The following is a 19,362-nucleotide window of genomic DNA, read 5'->3' as shown; positions in this document are numbered from 1 at the left end:
ATCAATGCGCGAGCCGAATTACTCGGCACCGCCCTGCTCGGCCTTCTTGGCACGAAGCGCCTCCGCGGTGCGGACGAACTTCGAGGGAAGCGCCTGGAAGAGCGCGGCAGCCTGGGACTGCTTGCCCTTCATGGCGCCCGCCAGCTTGGCGAGCAGAACCTCGCGGGACTCGAGGTCCGCAAGCTTCTTGATCTCATCGGCGGACAGCGCCTTACCGTCAAGGACACCGCCCTTGATGATGAGGTTGGGGTTGTCCTTGGCGAAGTCACGAAGACCCTTCGCCGACTCCACCGGGTCACCGGTGACGAAGGCAACCGCTGTCGGACCGTTGAACAGGTCGTCGAGCGTGTTGATCCCGGCCTCGTTGGCCGCAATCTTGGTCAGCGTGTTCTTCACCACGGCGTACTGGGCGTTCTCACCGAGCGAACGGCGCAGCTGCTTGAGCTGAGCCACGGTGAGACCCCGGTACTCGGTCAGCACGGCGGCGTTCGAGCTGCGGAACTGCTCCGCGAGCTCGGCTACCGCGGCAGCCTTGTCGGGCCTTGCCATAGAGCGTCGGCCTCCTTCCGGGTGATGAGGACCGCTCAGAAGGGGCTGGGCAAAACGAAACGCCCCGGCGCAGGCGCACGGGGCGTAGCTCAACCGAATGGAATCCGGGAGCTGTCCACAGTCACCTGCGCAGGACGTCCGCAGCTAGCGGATCCTTCGGCCGCCACACCCTCTACGAGAGCACGGCAACGACCAGCGGTCTTTGGCTTCTGTGGAAGAGTACGGGACCGAATCCCGGTCAGGCAAATCGGGCTGTACGGCTCACTCCTGGCCGCTCCCGGTGTCCTTGAACATCTCGGCCAGGTCCGCCGTCGCGGAGGCCGGCGGCGCCTTCACGACGACCGGCTTGTTGTAGTCGAGGAACGTGATGGTGAGATCCAGCGGGCCCTTCTCGGCGGCCGCGCGGGTGCGGAACTGCTTGGTGTGGTCGTTCCCGTCGATCCACATGTCCATCGTGACGGCCTTGACGCCCATCTCCTCGTACTTCTTGAGGCTCTTCTCCCGGCGCTGCCTGGTCGCCGCGTCCTCGCCCTTGAGACTCGCGCGCATCACGTCCAGCGGCACGGTGCCCGCGTAGTGGGTGGTGGCCACGCCGTCGACCGTCTCCTGGCCGACCTTCTTGAGGTCCTTGGCGGCGGTCAGCGACGCCGAGTCCTCCGTCGGGTTCCGGTCCGCCTGGCCGCCCAGCCCGGCCAGCGGGTTCTGGCCGCCCTTGCCGAGCCCGGACAGGTCGAACTTGAGCCAGCTCTTGCCGTCCAGCTCGGCGGCGGCCTTCTCGCCTCCGTTGAGGTACATGACGCCGCCGACGAGGCGGATCTCGACCTCGGCGCTCTCCCCGGCGCTCTTCTGCTTCATCTTCATCCGCATGGCGAGCGGCTTCAGCGCCATCGCGGCCTGGCCCTCGATCGCGCCGCCCCCCGGCACCTGGCCCTTCATGCGGTACGAGAGCGAAGTCAGCTTCTCGTTCTGGTCGGCCGCGCGCTTGACCGCCGCGGCCAGGGTGACCCGGAGCGGCTTCTGCGCGGCCGGGCGGTCCGGCTTCGGCGTGGTGCCCGCCGAACAGGCCGCGGTGCCGCACAGCAGCGCTCCGGCGAGCAGACCCCCGGCCGCCTTCCGGTACATCGGATGCATGTTCCCCCCACAGGTGTACGTGATGCTCCGCAAACCCTCGTGACACTACCGTTCGACTCCGACAGCGCCAGTGATTAAAAGCGGCGCCCGAGCAAAAACCGGCCCCCGCGCCTCTGTCGAGGTGCGGGGGCCGGTTCTCGTACCGAGTGAGCCGTCAGGCTCAGACCGCGGCCGGGTCCTCCTCGACGAGGAGGTTGCGGGTGCGGTTGGAGTCCAGCGGGATGCCGGGGCCCATCGTCGTGGTCAGGGTCGCCTTCCTGATGTAGCGGCCCTTCGCGGCGGACGGCTTGAGACGGAGGATCTCCTCCAGCGCCGCGGCGTAGTTCTCGACCAGCTTGGTCTCGTCGAAGGAGACCTTGCCGATGATGAAGTGCAGGTTCGAGTGCTTGTCGACGCGGAACTCGATCTTGCCGCCCTTGATGTCGTTCACAGCCTTGGTGACATCGGGGGTGACGGTGCCGGTCTTCGGGTTCGGCATCAGACCACGCGGACCGAGCACACGGCCGAGGCGGCCGACCTTGCCCATGAGGTCCGGGGTGGCGACGACGGCGTCGAAGTCCAGACGGCCCTTCGCAACCTCGTCGATCAGTTCGTCGGAGCCGACAATGTCGGCGCCAGCGGCTTCCGCGGCCGCAGCACGGTCACCGGTCGCGAAGACCAGGACCCGGGCGGTCTTGCCGGTGCCGTGCGGAAGGTTCACGGTGCCGCGGACCATCTGGTCGGCCTTGCGCGGGTCAACACCCAGACGCATGGCGACCTCGACGGTGCCGTCGAACTTGGTGGCGGTGGTGTCCTTGGCGAGACGGACGGCCTCGAGCGGGGCGTACAGCTTCTCCCGGTCGATCTTGGCGTCCGCAGCGCGGAGAGTCTTGCTGCGCTTCACTTCTGCTCCTGTGTTGGTTCAGGTATGGAGTCGTGGTGCGGACCAGCGCTTGGTCCTACCACTGAGGTCAACGGGGGCTGTCAGCCCTCGACCGTGATGCCCATCGAACGGGCGGTGCCGGCGATGATCTTCGACGCGGCGTCCAGGTCGTTGGCGTTCAGGTCGGGCATCTTGACCGAGGCGATCTCACGGACCTGGGCGCCGGTGAGCTTGGCAACCTTGGTCTTGTGAGGCTCGCCGGAGCCCTTGTCCACACCCGCGGCCTTGAGGATCAGCTTGGCGGCCGGCGGAGTCTTGGTGATGAAGGTGAAGGAACGGTCCTCGTAGACCGTGATCTCCACCGGCACGACCATGCCACGCTGCGACTCGGTCGCGGCGTTGTAGGCCTTGCAGAACTCCATGATGTTGACGCCGTGCTGACCCAGCGCGGGGCCGACCGGCGGAGCCGGGTTGGCCGCGCCGGCCTGGATCTGGAGCTTGATAAGCCCCGTGACCTTCTTCTTCTTGGGAGGCATTCCGGGTCCTCTTCCTATTCATGTCTTTCCTGCTGCCCAAGGGGCAACCGCACAACGATAACTGCTGGGGCTGTGCGGCCAAAAACCGAGCAGGTCAGAGCGGCTGCGAGAGCCGATCTGACCTGTTCGGAGGCGTATGTTCCAGAAGACTGCCTGAAGGAGCTAGTTCTTCTGGATCTGGTCGAAGCTCAGCTCGACCGGGGTCTCGCGGCCGAAGATCTCGACGAGGCCCTTGACCTTCTTCGAGTCGGCGTTGATCTCGTTGATCGTCGCCTGCAGCGTCGCGAACGGGCCGTCGGTGACGGTGACCGAGTCGCCGACCTCGAAGTCCAGCACCTGGACCTCGACCTTGCGGGCCGGAGCCGGCTTGCCCTCGGCCTCGGCGGCCTCGCGGGCGGCCTTCTCCTCGGCCTCCGGGGCGAGCATCTTGACGATCTCGTCCAGGGTCAGCGGGTACGGGTCGTAGGCGTTGCCCACGAAGCCGGTGACGCCAGGGGTGTTGCGGACGACGCCCCAGGACTCGTTCGTCAGGTCCATACGGACCAGGACGTATCCGGGGAGCTTGTTCTGGCGGACGTTCTTGCGCTCGCCGTTCTTGATCTGGACGATCTCTTCCTCGGGCACTTCGGCCTGGTAGATGAAGTCCTCGACGTTCAGAGAGACGGCACGCTGCTCAAGGTTTGCCTTCACGCGCTTCTCGTAACCGGCGTACGTGTGGATGACGTACCACTCGCCGGGCAGACCGCGCAGTTCGTCGCGGAGCGCGGCGACGGGGTCGACCGGGGCGGCGGGCTCTTCCTCCACGACATCAACCGCCTCTTCGGCGGCTTCGACGTCGGCGGCCTCTTCGGCCTCGTCCTCGACAGCGGCTGCGGCGGCCTCGTCCTCGTCGACCTCGGCCACGGCGGTGGCCTCTTCCTCGACGTGCACCGCGGCCTGCTCGGCCGGCTCACCGGCGATGGAGTCGGCAGCCTCGGCCTGGTCCGGCTCCACAGCGTCCGCCGCCTCGACGATGTCGAGCTCGTCCTCCACGGACTCCGCCGACTCGATGGCGTCGTTCAGGTTCGGGTCAGACACGGTGGCTGCTTCTTCCTGGATACAGATGGGGTGGAACATGCGAAAGGGGCGCCGCTGCCGGCGCCCTCCGCGGGATCAGCCGAAGACGTACTTGACGGCTTCCTGGAACCCATAGTCAATCACGGTCACCAGACCAATCATGACGACTACGAAGACAATCACCACTGTGGTGTACGTCGACAGCTGGCTTCGAGTGGGCCAGACGACCTTGCGCAGCTCGGCGACGATCTGTCGGTAGAAGAGCGCCAGACGACCGAGGGGGCCCTTCTTGCCGCGCTTACCGCCCTTGCGGGACTTCTTCTTCGACTCAGGCGCCTCGTCCTCGGCATCAGGCATGTCGATGGAGCCCACGGCGTCCGTCACGATCTTTCACCTGATTCCGGGTCGTGGCCGCGCCGCGCCCGGTGGAGCCGCACGGCCGGTTCATTGAATGTACGTACATGCGCACACATCCTGGCGAAGGTGTGTGTAGCAGGGCCGGAGGGACTTGAACCCCCAACCGCTGGTTTTGGAGACCAGTGCTCTACCAATTGAGCTACGACCCTTTGTGGTTTCCCCAACCTACCCCATCCGAAGATGTGGTTGGTGTGGGCCAACGACGAGTGAGTGTACGTGCTCGCAGGCCCGGCGTCGAACAGATAGCTTCGAGCCGGTTCCTGTCCGCTACTCGAAACATGTGTGCCGGGCGGGATGGCCGTCTGGGACGATGGGCCGTATGAGCGCTGCAACCTCTCCCACCGAGCGCCGGGTCTCCGCCCGCATCGGTGCGATCTCCGAGTCCGCGACCCTCGCCGTCGACGCAAAGGCCAAAGCCCTCAAGGCCGCCGGACGTCCGGTGATCGGCTTCGGCGCGGGTGAGCCGGACTTCCCGACACCGGACTACATCGTCGAGGCCGCGATCGAGGCCTGCAAGAACCCGAAGTACCACCGCTACACGCCGGCGGGCGGGCTCCCCGAGCTCAAGGCCGCCATCGCCGCCAAGACGCTGCGCGACTCCGGTTACGAGGTCGAGGCCTCGCAGATCCTGGTCACCAACGGCGGCAAGCAGGCGATCTACGAGGCGTTCGCCGCCATCCTCGACCCGGGTGACGAGGTCATCGTCCCGGCTCCGTACTGGACCACCTACCCCGAGTCGATCCGCCTCGCGGGCGGCGTCCCGGTCGACGTCGTGGCCGACGAGACCACCGGCTACCGGGTCTCCGTCGAGCAGCTGGAGGCGGCGCGCACGGAGCGTACGAAGGTCGTGCTCTTCGTCTCTCCGTCCAACCCGACCGGCGCGGTCTACAGCGAGGCCGACGCCGAGGCGATCGGGCGCTGGGCGCTCGAGCACGGGCTGTGGGTGCTGACGGACGAGATCTACGAGCACCTGGTCTACGGCGACGCGAAGTTCACCTCGCTGCCCGCGCTGGTGCCCGAGCTGCGCGACAAGTGCATCGTGGTCAACGGTGTGGCCAAGACCTACGCGATGACCGGCTGGCGCGTGGGGTGGATCGTCGGCCCGAAGGATGTGGTGAAGGCCGCGACCAACCTGCAGTCGCACGCCACGTCGAACGTGTCCAATGTGGCGCAGGTCGCGGCGCTGGCCGCCGTCTCCGGTTCGCTGGACGCGGTCGCCGAGATGCGGACCGCCTTCGACCGCCGCCGGCAGACGATCGTACGGATGCTCAACGAGATCGACGGCGTGCTGTGCCCGGAGCCGGAGGGCGCCTTCTACGCGTACCCCTCGGTGAAGGGGCTGCTGGGCAAGGAGATCCGCGGCAAGCGCCCCCAGACCTCGGTGGAGCTGGCGGCGCTGATCCTGGACGAGGCCGAGGTGGCGGTCGTACCGGGCGAGGCTTTCGGCACTCCCGGCTATCTGCGTCTTTCGTACGCGCTGGGCGACGAGGACCTGATCGAGGGTGTCTCGCGGCTGCAGAAGCTGCTGGCCGAGGCGCGCGACTGACGTCCTGCGACGGCGGAACCCACCGACTCGACGGAGTCGGTGGGTTCCGTTTCTTCGTTCGGGCAAGAACCCGATCGGGGAAAGCGGCTGTCCCTGGGCGAGGTGTTGCGGCAAGATCCTGGGATGGAGCGTGTACGTGACGTAGCCCTGCTGCCCAAGGCTCATCTGCATCTGCACTTCACCGGGTCGATGCGGCCCACCACCCTGCTGGAGCTCGCCGACAAGTACGGCGTCCATCTGCCCGATGCCCTGACCGGCGGCGAACCGCCCAAGCTGCGGGCGACCGACGAGCGCGGATGGTTCCGTTTCCAGCGGCTCTACGACATGGCGCGGTCCTGTCTGCGCTCCCCCGAGGACATCCAGCGGCTGGTGCGCGAGGCGGCAGAGGAGGACGTCCGGGACGGTTCCGGCTGGCTGGAAATTCAGGTCGATCCGACCTCGTACGCCCCCATGCTGGGCGGGCTGATCCCGGCGCTGGAGATCATTCTGGACGCGGTGGAGCGCGCCTCGCGGGAGACCGGCCTCGGGATGCGAGTGCTGGTCGCGGCGAACCGTATGAAGCACCCCCTGGATGCGCGCACACTGGCGCGGCTGGCGGTGCGCTATGCGGACCGTGGGGTTGTCGGCTTCGGCCTCTCCAACGACGAACGCCGGGGCATGGCACGGGACTTCGACCGCGCCTTCTCCATCGCGCGGGAGGGCGGTCTGCTGGCGGCGCCGCACGGCGGCGAGCTGACGGGTCCCGCGTCGGTACGGGACTGCCTGGACGATCTGCACGCCTCGCGGATCGGGCACGGGGTGCGGGCGGCGGAGGACCCCCGACTGCTGCGGAAGCTGGCGGAGCGCGGGGTGACCTGCGAGGTGTGCCCTTCGTCGAATGTGGCGCTGGGCGTGTACGAGAAGCCCGCCGACGTGCCACTGCGCACCCTGTACGACGCGGGGGTACCGATGGCTCTGGGGGCGGACGACCCGCTCCTCTTCGGCTCGCGGCTGGCCGCCCAGTACGAACTGGCACGCAGGCACCACGGCTTCACGGACGCCGAACTGGCCGAACTGGCACGCCAGTCGGTGCGGGCGTCGGCGGCTCCGGGCGAGGTGAAGGACAAGCTGCTGGCGGGGATCGACAACTGGCTGGCTACCGGCTGATTCCGCGCAGCAGGGCGCGTGCGATGCCGGCGGCGAACTCGTCGAGGGGCTGTGGGGGTTTGCCGGCCTCCGTCATCTCGTAGGCGAAGGCACGCTGGGCGCAGGCGCCGAGGAGCAGCGAGGCGGCCGCGTAGGTGTCCGCCTCGGCGCTGATACGGCCCGCCTGCTGCTCGGCCCGCAGGTAGGCGTCCAGGCCCTGGATCGGCCTGTGCGGTCCCGCGCCCATCTCACGCATGGCCTGCTCGTGGCGTCGCTTGAGCTGCGGCTCGGCGTAGAGCGAGGCGGCGATCGGGAAGGTCTGCTCGTAGAAGAGCGCGGCCTCGCGGGCGACCGCCGTGAGGTTCTCCTCGACGGGATGCTCCCCCGGCTCGGCGGCGAGGCCGGCGAGCAGCGGGCTCAGCTTGGGCAGCCGCTCTTTCAGGACGGCGATGAACAGTTCCTCCTTGCTCGCGAAGTTCTTGTAGAGCGCGGCCTCGGAGCAGCCTGCCGCCCTGGCGATCTCCTTGGTGGTGGTGCGGGCGAGGCCGAGGGTGAGCATGAGCTCGTGGGCGGCGTCGACGATGCGTGCGCGAGCCGGTTTCTGCATGGATCCTCCGACGGGGCTTGACGAGTGAGTGAGTACTTACCCACTCTAGAGGTGAGTGAATACTTACCCACCCGAGGAGGGTGCGCCATGAAGCTCACAGTTTTCGGTGCGACCGGCCAAATCGGTCAGGAGATAGTCGCGCAGGCGCTGGCGGCGGGACACGAGGTGACGGCGGTGGTGCGCGATCCGGCTCGGTTCACGATCACGGGTCCCGGCCTGCAGGTGTTCCAGGCGGACCTGAAGGAGGGCGAGTCGCTGCGTAAGGCGGTCGCCGGGCGTGACGCGGTCCTCTCGGGTCTTGGTGCACGCAGGCGCGGGGACGCCGGGGTCGCGGCCGCGCTGACGCGCTCGGTGCTCTGGGCGATGGAGGCGGAGGGCACACGCCGGCTGCTGGTGGTGAGCGCGGCCCCGCTCGGCCCGGTCCCCGATCGCCAGCCGATGCTGGACCGCACGACGCTCGCGGTGATCAACACCTTGCTGAAGCCGGTGTACGACGACCTCCGTTCCATGGAGGAGGAGCTGGCGCGCAGCACGACGGACTGGACCTCGGTACGCCCGCCACGGCTGCTGAACAAGCCGCTGACAGGCACGTACCGGACGGTTGTGGGCGGCACTCCGCGCAGCGGCAGGACGATCGGCCGTGCGGATGTGGCCCACGCGATGCTGGGAATGATCGAGAACCCCACGACGGTCAAGCAGGGTGTGGGCGTGGCGTACTAGACCCTGTCGGGGAACCGCCCGGGCGCGACTTCGCGGATCAGTCGCACTCGTCGCCCTTGTGGTCGACCAGTTGGTAGTTGATCTTCCAGTTCTTCCCGGGCTGGGGGATCTCGAGCAGAGCGGTGGTGCTGTCCGCCTGGGTCATGTACGCGGCGAGGGGCCTTTCGTTCACCCAGTCCACCCGGAACCCCGACGACGATTTCTCGTCGGCCTTCCACCACCTGCCGCCGAAGGCCGCGTACTGCATCTCGCACTCCTTGGTCATGGAGTACGGATACCTGGCGCCTATGCGTGGTTTCTTCGGACCCATCGGGTAGGCGGGCTCGTCGGACAGCGCCCGCTGCGGTTCCCGTCCGATGCAGGGCACCTTTCCGGAGACTGGGTGCAACTCCAGCGCGGGCAGTGTGGGGTCGTCGGTCTCGAAGAGGGCGGAGTCTGTGTCTATCAGCGTCATATACCCGCTGTGACGGTCGGCGCCGTGCGCCCAGCGGAGGACGTACTGCGGCCCCCTGCCACCGACCTCCCAGGTGCGCCCGCCGAAGACGGCATGCCGCACATTGCAGGTCTGGGACATGTCGTACCGATACCTGACGCCCTCTTCGGGCTTGGCGGGCCCGGTCGCCAACGGGCCCCCCTTCGGCGCCGGGCTCTCCGTCGCCTTGCTCACCACACTGTCCGGCCTTGGGTCGCCGACAGAAAGCCGCACTCCCAGCCCCGTGCCGCCCGCGAACAGCACCACTGCGCAGCCGGCGACCGCCGCACGTCGGCGAGCCCGGGCCCGGTGGGCCTTCGCCAGGAATGCCTCCACCGCCGTCAGACCCCCGGCCTGGCCGCCCACCTCGGCCAGATCCTTCAGGCCCCGCCTCAGCACCTCTTCCTCGTCGCTCACTGCGCGCCCCTTCCCGCATAGCCGGCCAGCGCACCTGCAGTACGCAGCCGCTCCAAGGCCCTGTTGGTACGGCTCTTGACCGTCCCGGGCGAACAGCCGAGCAGCTCGGCCGTCTGTTCCACCGACAGGTCCTCGTAGTAGCGGAGCACCACCACGGCACGCTGGGCGCGGGGCAGAGCCGCGAGCGCGCGGCCCAGTTCGAGCCTCGCCTCCGCACTCCCGGCCATGTCGTGACCGTCCGCTGCGCTCTCCGCTCCGGTGTGGGCGACCTCGCTGTGCCAGCGGCGCCTGCGCCAGGTCGCGTAAAGGTTGACGACGGCCTTGCGGGCGTACGCCTGAGGCGAGTCCCAGCCGGCCGAGCGGCCCCAGTGCGCATAGACCCGTATCAGCGCGGTCTGCACGAGATCCTCGGCCGTGTGCGGATCACCCGTCAGCAGACGGGCGGTCCGCAGCAGCGACACATGTGACGCCGTCACGAAATCCGCGAATTCCGAATCGCGAGCCGAGCCGCCCTGACGCACTGGCGCTCCCCCCGAGCGGTGTGTGGTCCGAAGACCCTGTCACTCACTCGACAACCTGGGGAGCACGGCGGGTTCCATCGGCTTTTGCGGACCGATGCATGCCTTGTGCAGGCTGGGCTGCGGCCCGGGAACAGGCCGGGTTACAAGCTGACGCCGACCGTCACCGGCTCGTTGACGAGCGTGACACCGAACGCCTCGCGCACGCCCGCCACGACCTCGCGTGCCAGCGCGAGCAAGTCCTCGGTGGTGGCCTCACCGCGGTTGGTGAGGGCGAGCGTGTGCTTGGTGGAGATCCGGGCCGGGCCGGTGCCGTACCCCTTGGTGAAGCCGGCCCTGTCGATCAGCCAGGCCGCCGAGGTCTTGGTGCGCCCCTCCCCCGCCGGGAAGGCGGGCGGCGCGACATCGGGTCCGAGGCGGTCGTGAACCCGGGTGAGAAAGATCTCGTACGCGGCCTGATCGAGGATCGGGTTGGTGAAGAAGGAACCCGCCGACCAGGTGTCGTGGTCCTCGGGGTCCAGCACCATGCCCTTGCCCGCGCGCAGTTTCAGTACGGTCTCGCGGGCGGCGGCCGCCGGGACACGGTTGCCCGCCTCGACGCCGAGTGCGCGCGCCGTCTCGGCGTACTTGAGCGGCGCCGACAGCCCGCCCGCGTCCTCCAGCTCGAAGCGGACCCGCAGGACGACATAGCGCTCGGGGTCCTGCTTGAAGCGGCTGTGGCGGTACGAGAAGGCGCACTCGGCGTTCGGGACGGTGACCGTCTCACCGTTGCGGCGGTCGTAGGCCACGACCTCGGTGATGGTGCTGGAGACTTCCTGACCGTAGGCGCCCACGTTCTGGATCGGCGTGGCACCGGCCGAGCCGGGGATGCCCGCCAGGCACTCGATGCCCGCGAGGCCCGCTTCCACGGTGCGGGCGACGGCGTCCGTCCAGACCTCGCCCGCGGCCAACTCCAGCGTGGTACCGGACAGTTCGAAGCCGCGGGTGGCGATGCGCAGCGCGGTGCCGTCGAATCCCTTGTCGCCGATGACCAGGTTGCTGCCGCCGCCGATGATCAGCAGCGGGGTGCCCGCGGCGTCCGCCTCGCGTACGACGGCGACCACCTCGTCGTCGGTGGTCGCCGTGACGAGGCGGGTCGCGGGGCCGCCGAGCCGGAAGGTGGTCAGGGGGGCGAGGGGGGCGTCGTGGAGTTCCTGCACGGGGACAAGGGTACGGTCCGTGGCTCCACCGCTCGGGCGGGGCCACGGACCGGATGCGTACGCCGCTGTCGTACGGATCACACGGCGACGGGTCACACCGTGTCCGATCACACGACGTCCGATCACACGCTGACGGGCACGGACTTCTCGACGGCCTCCGAGCTCACCGGGGCGTCGGCCGGTGTCAGGTGGCGGCGGCCCGGGATCAGCAGGGCGACCAAGGCCGCGACGGCCACCGCGCCCGCGCCGATCCACAGCGCGGGGACGGTGCCGTCGGTGAAGGCCTGGGGGGACTCGTAACTGCCCTGGGCTGCGAAGACCGCGCCGAGGACCGCGACACCGAGCGCGCCGCCGACCTCGCGCAGGGCGTTGTTCGCGCCGGACGCGACGCCCTGCTCGGCAGGGCGGACGCTGGACATGACGACACTGGCAGCGGGGGCGAAGTACAGCGCCATACCGATGCCGCTGAGGATCAGTGCGGGCAGCTGCGCGGAGTACGACACACCCGGCTCCAGGACCAGCGCGAAGAGCGCCAGGCCCACGGCCTGAAGGGCGAGGCCGGTGGCGACGACCGGGCGGCCGCCGATCTTGTCGGAGAGATATCCGGCGATGGGCGCGACGATCAGCGGCATTCCGGTCCAGGGGAGCATCCGCAGACCCGCCTCGGTGGGCGAGTACCCGGCGACGCCCTGCAGGAACTGGCTGAGCAGGAAGATCGAACCGAACATGCCCAGGAACATCAGCAGGCTCGCGACATTGATGCCGAAGAAGGCGCGGTTACGGAAGAGCCGCATGGGGAGCATGGGGTTCTTGCTCGTCAGACCGTGCCGCACGAAAGCGGCCAGGAGGAGCGTGCCCAGGATCAGACCGGCCAGGATCGGGGTGCTGCTCCAGCCGTCGGCCTGGCCGTTGACCAGGGCGTAGACGATCCCGAAGAGGCCGCCGCTGACGAGCAGGGTGCCGGGGATGTCGAGCCGGGCGTTGGGTGCGTACGACTCGTCCAGACGCAGCCGGGCCAGCGGCAGCAGCGCCAGGCCTATCGGTACGTTCAGCCAGAAGATCCACTGCCAGGAGATGTGCTCGGTCAGGCTGCCGCCGATGAGTGGGCCGCTGGCGACGGCGAGGCCGGTGACGGCGCTGAAGATGCCGAGAGCCGCACCGCGCCGGGCGACCGGAACGGCCGCCGTGAGCAGGGTCAGGGTGAGCGGCATCATGATCGCTGCACCGACACCCTGGACGGCGCGGGCCGCGATGAGGGCGTCGATGCCGGGTGCGAGGGCGGCCGCGGCGGAGGCGCCGGTGAAGACGGCCAGGCCCGCTATGAAAAGCCTGCGCCGGCCGAAGCGGTCGCCGAGTGCGGCACCGAACATCAGCAGGACGGCGAAGGTGAGCGTGTACGCGCTCACCGTCCATTCCAGGTCCTCCAGCGCGCCTCCGAGGTCCTTGCGGATGGACGGAAGGGCGGTGGTGACGACGAGGTTGTCGAGGGCCGCCATGAAACCGGCGACGCTGGTGATGACGAGTGCCCAGGCGGCGCTGCCGCGGCGGGCCGTGCTCTGTTCCATGACTTTTCCCTGATGTTAGTTATCGATGACTAACTTCCGTAGGCAGAGAAACGCACATCCATGGACGCGCGAGCGCCCTACTTCGCCACTGGAATGCTGGACATGTCGAAGCCCGACCAGACGCGATGCCCCTTCGGGAAGCCGAGCGACGCAAGGACGTTGATCAGCATTCCGTAGGACAGGAAGTACGTGGTCTCCTTCACATCGGCGCCGAGGGCAAGATGCGAGAAGTCCCAGAGCTTCTCCCACTCCGCCCGGATCGCCTCGCCGAACTCGTGGTCCCCGGCCGCCTCGGCCGAGGCCACGGCGACGTACACCTGCATCTGCATGAGCAGCCTGTCGGGGTCCTCGGCCAGAAGCCGCTTGTACGCGGTCCCCATCGCCAGGTGCACATCTTCCGGCGCCACATCGCGCGCGGCATCCGCCATTGCCTCGCGGGTCTGATCCAGACAGCGGGTCGCCGCCGCGAGAAAGAGCTCCTGCTTGTTCTTGAACAGCCGGAAGAGATACGGCTGCGACACCCCGACCCGCTTAGCGATCGCCTCGGTGGAGGTGCCGTCGTAGCCGCCTCGCGCGAACTCGGTGATCGCTGCGCGGATAACGCTCTCGCGTCGCTCTTCTGCGCTCATCCTGACCATGAGAACTAAGTTAGTGGCCAATCACTAACAAGTCAAGAAGCGAGTGAAAGGTAGGGAGGCAGGGCAAGGGGAAGCGAGGTAAGGGGCACCCCCCGATGAGGGGCGCCCCTTACTCAGCGCCGTACCGCTCGGGACTCAGCGCCGTACCGCTCGGCTGCGGCACCTCAGGAGAGCTGCACCACGGCGCGGGACATGCTCAGTACCTTCTGTCCCTCGCTCATCACCGTCACGTCGACCTGGACGCGGTTGTCGTCCAGCTTCGCCGCGACCTTGCCGCCGACCTCGATCAGCGCGCCCTTCTCGTCGTTCGGCACGACGACGGGCTTGGTGAAGCGGACGCCGTACTCGACGACCGCGCCCGGGTCGCCGGCCCAGTCCGTGACGACGCGTACCGCCTCGGCCATGGTGAACATGCCGTGCGCGATCACATCGGGAAGTCCCACCTCCGTGGCGAACTTCTCATTCCAGTGGATCGGGTTGAAGTCGCCCGAGGCGCCCGCGTACTGCACCAGCGTGGCCCGCGTCACGGGAAAACTCTGCGCCGGAAGCTCGGTGCCCACCTCGACGTCCGCGTAAGAGATCTTCGCAGCCATCACGCCTCCTCGGCAGCGCGCGCCACCAGCTTGGTCCACGCGGTCACGACATGCGCGCCGGCCTCGTCGCGCACCTCGCCACGGATGTCCACAACATCGTTGCCCGCAAGGGACTTGATCGACTCAATGGTCGAGACGACGGAGAGCCGGTCCCCCGCGCCGACCGGCCGGGTGTACGCGAACTTCTGCTCGCGATGCACGACGCGGTCGTAGTCGAGCCCCAACTGCGGGTCCTGAATAACCTGTTCAGCAGCTTTGAAAGTGATCGCGAAGGCGAAAGTCGGCGGCGCGATCACATCGGAGTGGCCGAGCGCCCTGGCGGCATCCGGGTCGGTGTACGCGGGATTGGCGTCGCCCACCGCCTCGGCGAACTCGCGGATCTTTTCCCGGCCTACCTCATAAGGCGAGGTGGGCGGATAAGTCCGCCCCACGAAGGACTGGTCGAGCGCCATGGACTGGCTCCCTCCTGACAGATGGACCTCAACAAACGACACGAGGCCGCCCCCGAGTCGGGGGCGGCCTCGTATACGAGCCTGATTAGCGCGTTTCGCGGTGCGCCGTGTGCGAGTTGCAGCGCGGGCAGTGCTTCTTCATCTCAAGACGGTCCGGGTTGTTACGCCGGTTCTTCTTGGTGATGTAGTTCCGCTCCTTGCACTCCACGCAGGCCAGCGTGATCTTCGGGCGGACGTCGGTGGCAGCCACGTGAGTGCTCCTTGGACGGACGGATGAACGGATGAACGCATAAAAGAGTAGCCGATCGGAGGACCGACCCCACAATCGGCTACTGTGTGTAGCGGTGACCGGACTTGAACCGGTGACACAGCGATTATGAGCCGCTTGCTCTACCGACTGAGCTACACCGCTGCGATGCCGGATCTCCTCACCCGGAGGTGAGGATCCCCGACATCAGAGCCCCAATACGGAATCGAACCGTAGACCTTCTCCTTACCATGGAGACGCTCTACCGACTGAGCTATTGGGGCGAGCGATGAAGACATTACACGGTCCGTCGCCGATCGCCCAAATCCGTTTCGGCGCCCTCCGCAGGGCCTGAGCCCCGTGCGTCCCGTACGCCACTCGTGGCCACACCGGTACGACTATTGCGCTCCTCCTCGAAGCGCGCTCGGCGCGCCCCTAGGCTCGACTCACGCTGCGTGATCTTGTCTTTGTGATCTTGTTTTCCGTCACGTCGCCCGAGCCCCACCGCCCCACCGCCCCACCCAGGAGCGCGATGCCCGACAGCCAGCCGCAGCCACCCGACGGCGCCACGGCGGACACGACCGCGCTGCTGCTCTGCGACGCCAGGCTCACCGACGGCCGCACCGTGGACGTCCGGCTCAGCGGCGGACGCATCGAGGCCGTCGGCACCGCGGGCAGCCTCACCCCGCACGCCACCCGCGTCGACCTGAGCGGCTATCTGCTGTTGCCCGCCCCTGCCGATCCGCACACCCATGGGGACACGGCACTGACCGCCGACTCGCTGGGACCCGTTTCGTACGACACCGAGGACGTCCAGCGGCGTGCCACCGAGGCTGCCCTGCTGCAGCTGGGACACGGGGCGACCGCGCTGCGCTCGCACGTACGGATCGGAGACGTGCACGCGCTCGGCCCGCTGGAGGCGGTGCTCCAGGCGCGGCGCTCGCTGCGCGGGCTCGCGGATCTGACGGCCGTGGCCGTGCCGCGGCTGCTCACAGGCGTCGCGGGAGCCGACGGCCTGGCGATGCTCCGGGATGCGGTGAAGATGGGCGCCGGGGTGGTGGGCGGCTGCCCGGACACCGACCCCGATCCGACCGGGTACGCCGAAGCCGTGCTCGAAGTCGCCGCCGAACACGGCTGCCCCGTCGACCTGCACACCCACGGCGACGATCCGGCCCGGCTCGCCCGGCTCGCGGCGATGGCGGGCGGACTGCGGCCCGGCGTCGCGATCGGGCCGTGCGCGGGGCTCGCCCGGCTGCCGCGCGAGGTGGCGTCGAGAGCGGCCGACCAGCTGGCCGCGGCCGGGGTCACGGTGGTCTGTGTGCCCCAGGGCGGCTGCGGGGCCGTCGAGCTGCGGGGCAACGCGCCGGTGCGCCTGTTGCGAGCCGCAGGGGTGCGGGTCGCGGCGGGCAGCGGGGCGCTGCGCGACGTCTCGAACCCGGTGGGCCGCGGCGATCCCTTGGAGGCCGCGTATCTGCTGGCTTCTCAGGGCGGGATGGCGGCGCGTGAGGCGTACGGGACGGTGGCGGGCGTCGCGCGGCAGGCGATGGGACTGCCGGAAGTACGGGTCGAGGCAGGCTTCCCGGCCGAGCTCCTCGCGGTGCGCGGCGAGCGGATCTCGGGGGTCCTGTCGCTCGCGTACAGCCGGATCGTGATTCACCGCGGACGGGTGGTGGCCCGGACCAGCGCGGTACGGGAGTATTGCGACTCGGCGGCCGCGGTCGCCCTCGAACTGCCCCGGCAGGGGCGGCCGGACACCTGTCCCTGACGTCTGCGCCTCGCGTCTGCGCGTGACGTGGCAGACGGTGAGTCCCTGAGCGAGCCGGGCGCTTCGGACGTACCGTCGTAGGCATGCGCATTGTCATCGCTGGAGGACACGGTCAGATCGCACTCCGTCTCGAACGGCTGCTGTCGGCGGGCGGACACGAGGTCGCGGGCATCATCCGCAGACCTGAGCAAGGCGACGACCTGCGTGAGGCCGGTGCCGAACCGGTCCTGCTCGACCTGGAGTCGGCTTCGGCCGAGGAGGTCGCCGCCACGCTTCAGGGCGCCGACGCCGCCGTCTTCGCGGCGGGCGCGGGTCCGGGCAGCGGCAAGGCGCGCAAGGACACGGTGGACCGGGGCGCGGCGGTGCTGTTCGCGGACGCGGCGGAACGGGCAGGCGTACGGCGGTACATCGTGGTCTCCTCGATGGGCGCGGACGCCCGGCACGCGGGCGACAGCGAGTTCGACGTGTACCTGCGGGCGAAGGGCGCGGCGGACGACGACGTACGGTCCAGGCAAGGCCTCGCCTGGACGATTCTGCGGCCGGGCTCACTGACCAACGACGCGGGCACCGGCCTCGTACAGCTGAAGGCGTCGACAGGGCGCGGGATGGTGCCGCGCGACGATGTGGCGGCGGTGCTCGCGGAGTTGGTGGAGACGTCCGCGACGGCGGGGCTGACGCTGGAGCTGATCAGCGGCTCGGTGCCAGTGATGGTCGCGGTGAAGGACGTCGCCGGAAACTGAGCCGTGGGCGATGTGGTCCGCGTTTCCGTTCTGACTTGATGAGGGAACACATGCCTGACATTCACCCCACGGTCGTGGAGCGCGGAGAACAGCTCTACGCGTTCGTCCGCGGAACCGTGCGGATGGACGCCTTCGCCCCGATCGCGGACCGGCTGCCGGAACTGTTCGGCTGGCTGACCGGCCGCGGCGCGGAGCTCGCCGGTGCCCCCTTCTTCCGCTTCAACAGCATCGACATGGAAGGGGAGTCGGAGGTCGAGGCGGGCATCCCCGTCGTGTCCATGCCGGAGCCCGAGGGCGATATCGGCGTCGCCGTGCTGCCTCTGGGCCGCTATGTGACGGTCACCCATGTCGGCCATCCCGACCAGCTGTTCGGGGTCATCACTGCGGTGCGGGCATGGGCGGAACGGGAGGGTCTGGAGTGGGACATGACGGTGGTCGACGGCGCTGAGCGCTGGGCCTGCCGCCTGGAGTCGTATCTGACCGACCCCCGCGTCGAGCCGGACCCGTCCAAGTGGGAGATCGAGCTCGCGTTCCGGCTGGCCGACTGAGGGCGGGGTGATCACGCCGACGAGGGACGGCAGGGGGTGTTGCGCCGCCCGGACGGGGACACCTGCGGTCCGGAAAGGGTGTCTGGCGTCCGCCGGTGCCGACCCTGGGACAGGCGTAAACGCCGATGGCCCCCGGTCCGCGTTTCCGCAGATCGAGGGCCATCTTCATCACGTGGCGGCGCCAGGATTCGAACCTGGGTAGGCAGAGCCGACGGATTTACAGTCCGTTCCCATTGGCCACTCGGGCACACCGCCATGGGATGTCGCCGTGAAAGCCACCCCCTATGGGGTGGTGCTCCGCGGCAACGACGTAAACGATACCTGATGCCCGGGGGTGCTCCGCCACCGGATTGATCAGCCCTCGGGACGGGTGCGGGTGGCTAGGCTTGCGGGTGCGGTCCGGGACTCCGGCCGCGCCTCCACGCACCCGAACCAAGGAGCCACAGGACATGGCCGACTCCAGTTTCGACATCGTCTCGAAGGTCGAGCGGCAGGAGGTCGACAACGCCCTCAACCAGGCCGCGAAGGAGATCTCCCAGCGCTACGACTTCAAGAACGTCGGGGCTTCGATCGCCTGGTCCGGCGAGAAGATCCTTATGCAGGCCAACTCCGAGGAGCGCGCCGCCGCCATCCTCGATGTCTTCCAGACCAAGCTGGTCAAGCGCGGGATCTCGCTGAAGGCGCTGGACGCGGGCGAGCCCCAGCTGTCCGGCAAGGAGTACAAGATCTTCGCCTCGATCGAGGAAGGCATCTCCCAGGAGAACGCCAAGAAGGTCGCGAAGATCATCCGCGACGAGGGCCCGAAGGGCGTCAAGGCGCAGGTCCAGGGCGACGAGCTGCGGGTCAGCTCGAAGAGCCGGGACGACCTGCAGGCCGTACAGGCGCTGCTGAAGGGGCAGGACTTCGAATTCGCGCTGCAGTTCGTGAACTACCGCTGATTCCGGCGGCTCGTGCCCGGCGACCCGGGGGCGGAGCGGCTGGGCCGCCCGCCCTCGCCCCGTGTGGCGGGGTCGGGGCGCGTCGGCCCGGCGTGATGTCCGAATACCGCCAGCTTCGGCGGAGCGGGGGTCGCAGACTCGTAGGCGTACGGCGCAGGACACGCTGCGAGGAAAGGAACGGGCCATGACCGCCAGGACGGTCTACACGACCATCGACAGCCCGCTGGGCGAACTGCTGCTGGTCGGCGAGGAGTCCCCCACGGCGAAGGGCGGCACCGCGCTTGCCTCGCTGTCGCTGCCCGGCCAAAAGGGCGCGGCCGTCGTACGGGACGGTTGGCGGCGTGACCCTGCGGCCTTCGAGGAGATCAGCAGGCAGCTCGGCGCGTACTTCGAGGGCCGGCTGACCCACTTCGAGATCGAGTACGTGGACGGCGGGACGGACTTCCAGCGCCGGGTCTGGCAGGCACTGGAAGAGATTCCGTACGGGGCGACGGCAACATACGGGCAGATCGCTCAGCAGGTCGGCACCTCGGCCGCGGGGGTACGCGCCGTGGGGACCGCGATCGGGCGCAATCCCCTGCTCGTGGTGCGGCCGTGTCACCGGGTGATCGGCGCGGACGGCACCCTTCGCGGGTACGCGGGCGGGCTGGAGCGCAAGCAGCGGCTGCTCGGGCTCGAGGGTGTGCGCGAGGGCGTGCCGACGCCGTGAGGGGTGAGGCAC

The 19,362-nt window shown here is 68.7% G+C and carries 23 protein-coding genes and 4 tRNA genes; 8 read left to right on the top strand and 19 right to left on the bottom strand.

Features of this window, described 5'->3' with window-relative positions; all coding sequences use genetic code 11:
- Positions 1-18 precede the first annotated feature (18 nt).
- The 7 genes from rplJ to OG741_RS23880 all read right to left on the bottom strand — a co-directional run bounded on the left by rplJ (position 19) and on the right by OG741_RS23880 (position 4,700).
- Positions 19-549: a 50S ribosomal protein L10 gene (gene rplJ / locus OG741_RS23910; RefSeq protein WP_266479187.1), complete on the bottom strand. Its 531-nt coding sequence runs from the start codon at positions 547-549 to the stop codon at positions 19-21.
- Positions 550-810: 261 nt separating this feature from the next.
- The gene (locus OG741_RS23905) at positions 811-1,671 is read right to left on the bottom strand and encodes a DUF1396 domain-containing protein (RefSeq protein ID WP_405601084.1); all 861 of its coding nucleotides are present in this window, start codon (positions 1,669-1,671) and stop codon (positions 811-813) included.
- A gap of 169 nt (positions 1,672-1,840) precedes the next feature.
- Positions 1,841-2,563, bottom strand: coding sequence for a 50S ribosomal protein L1 (gene rplA / locus OG741_RS23900; RefSeq protein WP_266479191.1), 723 nt, complete (start codon positions 2,561-2,563; stop codon positions 1,841-1,843).
- 80 nt (positions 2,564-2,643) lie between these two features.
- Positions 2,644-3,078, bottom strand: a complete 435-nt coding sequence (rplK, locus tag OG741_RS23895) for a 50S ribosomal protein L11 (protein WP_142214219.1) — start codon at positions 3,076-3,078, stop codon at positions 2,644-2,646.
- A gap of 162 nt (positions 3,079-3,240) precedes the next feature.
- Positions 3,241-4,155: a transcription termination/antitermination protein NusG gene (nusG, locus tag OG741_RS23890; RefSeq protein WP_405601080.1), complete on the bottom strand. Its 915-nt coding sequence runs from the start codon at positions 4,153-4,155 to the stop codon at positions 3,241-3,243.
- Between the two features lie 75 nt (positions 4,156-4,230).
- Positions 4,231-4,518 carry a preprotein translocase subunit SecE gene (gene secE / locus OG741_RS23885; RefSeq protein WP_405601077.1) on the bottom strand — a complete coding sequence of 96 codons (288 nt, stop codon included), beginning with the start codon at positions 4,516-4,518 and terminating at the stop codon, positions 4,231-4,233.
- A 109-nt stretch (positions 4,519-4,627) separates the two neighbouring features.
- Positions 4,628-4,700, bottom strand: a tRNA-Trp gene (locus OG741_RS23880).
- 170 nt (positions 4,701-4,870) lie between these two features.
- On the opposite strand from OG741_RS23880, the gene OG741_RS23875 reads away from it, so the two are divergent.
- Both OG741_RS23875 and OG741_RS23870 read left to right on the top strand, forming a co-directional pair.
- Positions 4,871-6,097, top strand: a complete 1,227-nt coding sequence (locus tag OG741_RS23875) for a pyridoxal phosphate-dependent aminotransferase (protein ID WP_405601074.1) — start codon at positions 4,871-4,873, stop codon at positions 6,095-6,097.
- 123 nt (positions 6,098-6,220) lie between these two features.
- The gene (locus OG741_RS23870) at positions 6,221-7,243 is read left to right on the top strand and encodes an adenosine deaminase (RefSeq protein ID WP_405601071.1); all 1,023 of its coding nucleotides are present in this window, start codon (positions 6,221-6,223) and stop codon (positions 7,241-7,243) included.
- Here OG741_RS23870 and OG741_RS23865 read toward each other — a convergent pair.
- Positions 7,233-7,829 (bottom strand): TetR/AcrR family transcriptional regulator, encoded by a 597-nt coding sequence (locus tag OG741_RS23865; protein WP_405601069.1) that lies wholly within the window; start codon positions 7,827-7,829, stop codon positions 7,233-7,235. The genes OG741_RS23870 and OG741_RS23865 overlap by 11 nt on opposite strands.
- Before the next feature lie 87 nt (positions 7,830-7,916).
- On the opposite strand from OG741_RS23865, the gene OG741_RS23860 reads away from it, so the two are divergent.
- On the top strand, positions 7,917-8,549 hold the full coding sequence (locus OG741_RS23860; RefSeq protein ID WP_405601066.1) for an NAD(P)-dependent oxidoreductase: 633 nt from the start codon (positions 7,917-7,919) through the stop codon (positions 8,547-8,549).
- A gap of 37 nt (positions 8,550-8,586) precedes the next feature.
- On the opposite strand, the gene OG741_RS23855 is transcribed toward OG741_RS23860, so the two are convergent.
- From OG741_RS23855 to OG741_RS23810, 10 genes are all read right to left on the bottom strand, one after another.
- Entirely contained in the window at positions 8,587-9,438 is an 852-nt protein-coding gene (locus tag OG741_RS23855) for a hypothetical protein (protein ID WP_405601063.1), read from the bottom strand.
- Complete coding sequence (locus OG741_RS23850) at positions 9,435-9,959, bottom strand: SigE family RNA polymerase sigma factor (RefSeq protein WP_405601061.1); 525 nt, start codon at positions 9,957-9,959, stop codon at positions 9,435-9,437. The genes OG741_RS23855 and OG741_RS23850 overlap by 4 nt, the downstream gene beginning before the upstream one ends.
- Before the next feature lie 140 nt (positions 9,960-10,099).
- Complete coding sequence (locus OG741_RS23845; RefSeq protein WP_405601059.1) at positions 10,100-11,155, bottom strand: UDP-N-acetylmuramate dehydrogenase; 1,056 nt, start codon at positions 11,153-11,155, stop codon at positions 10,100-10,102.
- A 122-nt stretch (positions 11,156-11,277) separates the two neighbouring features.
- Entirely contained in the window at positions 11,278-12,720 is a 1,443-nt protein-coding gene (locus OG741_RS23840; protein ID WP_405601057.1) for an MFS transporter, read from the bottom strand.
- 77 nt (positions 12,721-12,797) lie between these two features.
- On the bottom strand, positions 12,798-13,358 hold the full coding sequence (locus tag OG741_RS23835) for a TetR/AcrR family transcriptional regulator (protein WP_405601055.1): 561 nt from the start codon (positions 13,356-13,358) through the stop codon (positions 12,798-12,800).
- A gap of 164 nt (positions 13,359-13,522) precedes the next feature.
- Positions 13,523-13,951: a MaoC family dehydratase gene (locus tag OG741_RS23830; RefSeq protein ID WP_142214228.1), complete on the bottom strand. Its 429-nt coding sequence runs from the start codon at positions 13,949-13,951 to the stop codon at positions 13,523-13,525.
- Positions 13,951-14,403, bottom strand: coding sequence for a MaoC family dehydratase N-terminal domain-containing protein (locus OG741_RS23825; RefSeq protein WP_405601053.1), 453 nt, complete (start codon positions 14,401-14,403; stop codon positions 13,951-13,953). The genes OG741_RS23830 and OG741_RS23825 overlap by 1 nt, the downstream gene beginning before the upstream one ends.
- An 85-nt stretch (positions 14,404-14,488) precedes the next feature.
- The gene (gene rpmG, locus OG741_RS23820; protein WP_003956487.1) at positions 14,489-14,653 is read right to left on the bottom strand and encodes a 50S ribosomal protein L33; all 165 of its coding nucleotides are present in this window, start codon (positions 14,651-14,653) and stop codon (positions 14,489-14,491) included.
- Between the two features lie 89 nt (positions 14,654-14,742).
- Positions 14,743-14,815, bottom strand: a tRNA-Met gene (locus OG741_RS23815).
- Between the two features lie 46 nt (positions 14,816-14,861).
- A tRNA-Thr gene (locus OG741_RS23810) sits at positions 14,862-14,934 on the bottom strand.
- 248 nt (positions 14,935-15,182) lie between these two features.
- Here OG741_RS23810 and OG741_RS23805 point away from each other — a divergent pair.
- The 3 genes from OG741_RS23805 (at position 15,183) to OG741_RS23795 (ending at position 17,703) form a co-directional block, all read left to right on the top strand.
- The gene (locus OG741_RS23805) at positions 15,183-16,415 is read left to right on the top strand and encodes an amidohydrolase family protein (protein WP_266479220.1); all 1,233 of its coding nucleotides are present in this window, start codon (positions 15,183-15,185) and stop codon (positions 16,413-16,415) included.
- 83 nt (positions 16,416-16,498) lie between these two features.
- Complete coding sequence (locus OG741_RS23800; RefSeq protein WP_405601051.1) at positions 16,499-17,155, top strand: SDR family oxidoreductase; 657 nt, start codon at positions 16,499-16,501, stop codon at positions 17,153-17,155.
- 50 nt (positions 17,156-17,205) lie between these two features.
- Entirely contained in the window at positions 17,206-17,703 is a 498-nt protein-coding gene (locus OG741_RS23795; protein ID WP_405601049.1) for a GyrI-like domain-containing protein, read from the top strand.
- Between the two features lie 173 nt (positions 17,704-17,876).
- Here OG741_RS23795 and OG741_RS23790 read toward each other — a convergent pair.
- Positions 17,877-17,958 (bottom strand) — tRNA-Tyr (locus OG741_RS23790).
- Between the two features lie 194 nt (positions 17,959-18,152).
- Here OG741_RS23790 and OG741_RS23785 point away from each other — a divergent pair.
- Positions 18,153-18,641, top strand: coding sequence for a YajQ family cyclic di-GMP-binding protein (locus OG741_RS23785; protein WP_405601046.1), 489 nt, complete (start codon positions 18,153-18,155; stop codon positions 18,639-18,641).
- A 184-nt stretch (positions 18,642-18,825) separates the two neighbouring features.
- The gene (locus OG741_RS23780; RefSeq protein WP_405601044.1) at positions 18,826-19,350 is read left to right on the top strand and encodes a methylated-DNA--[protein]-cysteine S-methyltransferase; all 525 of its coding nucleotides are present in this window, start codon (positions 18,826-18,828) and stop codon (positions 19,348-19,350) included.
- The last annotated feature ends 12 nt before the right edge of the window (positions 19,351-19,362 follow it).

Origin of the sequence: Streptomyces sp. NBC_01410, from assembly GCF_045040195.1 — a bacterium.
In the GTDB taxonomy this organism is placed as follows: domain Bacteria; phylum Actinomycetota; class Actinomycetes; order Streptomycetales; family Streptomycetaceae; genus Streptomyces.
This window is presented reverse-complemented; position numbering and strand designations above follow the sequence as displayed.

Excerpts from the sequence above, each read along its gene's own strand:
- OG741_RS23840 (WP_405601057.1), bottom strand. The coding sequence starts at position 12,720 with ATGGAACAGAGCACGGCCCGCCGCGGCAGCGCCGCCTGGGCACTCGTC.
- OG741_RS23860 (WP_405601066.1), top strand. The coding sequence starts at position 7,917 with ATGAAGCTCACAGTTTTCGGTGCGACCGGCCAAATCGGTCAGGAGATA.
- OG741_RS23870 (WP_405601071.1), top strand. The coding sequence starts at position 6,221 with ATGGAGCGTGTACGTGACGTAGCCCTGCTGCCCAAGGCTCATCTGCAT.
- rplK (WP_142214219.1), bottom strand. The coding sequence starts at position 3,078 with ATGCCTCCCAAGAAGAAGAAGGTCACGGGGCTTATCAAGCTCCAGATC.
- OG741_RS23825 (WP_405601053.1), bottom strand. The coding sequence starts at position 14,403 with ATGGCGCTCGACCAGTCCTTCGTGGGGCGGACTTATCCGCCCACCTCG.
- OG741_RS23875 (WP_405601074.1), top strand. The coding sequence starts at position 4,871 with ATGAGCGCTGCAACCTCTCCCACCGAGCGCCGGGTCTCCGCCCGCATC.
- OG741_RS23780 (WP_405601044.1), top strand. The coding sequence starts at position 18,826 with ATGACCGCCAGGACGGTCTACACGACCATCGACAGCCCGCTGGGCGAA.
- rplJ (WP_266479187.1), bottom strand. The coding sequence starts at position 549 with ATGGCAAGGCCCGACAAGGCTGCCGCGGTAGCCGAGCTCGCGGAGCAG.
- OG741_RS23795 (WP_405601049.1), top strand. The coding sequence starts at position 17,206 with ATGCCTGACATTCACCCCACGGTCGTGGAGCGCGGAGAACAGCTCTAC.
- OG741_RS23835 (WP_405601055.1), bottom strand. The coding sequence starts at position 13,358 with ATGGTCAGGATGAGCGCAGAAGAGCGACGCGAGAGCGTTATCCGCGCA.
- OG741_RS23905 (WP_405601084.1), bottom strand. The coding sequence starts at position 1,671 with ATGTACCGGAAGGCGGCCGGGGGTCTGCTCGCCGGAGCGCTGCTGTGC.
- OG741_RS23830 (WP_142214228.1), bottom strand. The coding sequence starts at position 13,951 with ATGGCTGCGAAGATCTCTTACGCGGACGTCGAGGTGGGCACCGAGCTT.
- OG741_RS23785 (WP_405601046.1), top strand. The coding sequence starts at position 18,153 with ATGGCCGACTCCAGTTTCGACATCGTCTCGAAGGTCGAGCGGCAGGAG.
- OG741_RS23800 (WP_405601051.1), top strand. The coding sequence starts at position 16,499 with ATGCGCATTGTCATCGCTGGAGGACACGGTCAGATCGCACTCCGTCTC.
- OG741_RS23805 (WP_266479220.1), top strand. The coding sequence starts at position 15,183 with ATGCCCGACAGCCAGCCGCAGCCACCCGACGGCGCCACGGCGGACACG.
- OG741_RS23865 (WP_405601069.1), bottom strand. The coding sequence starts at position 7,829 with ATGCAGAAACCGGCTCGCGCACGCATCGTCGACGCCGCCCACGAGCTC.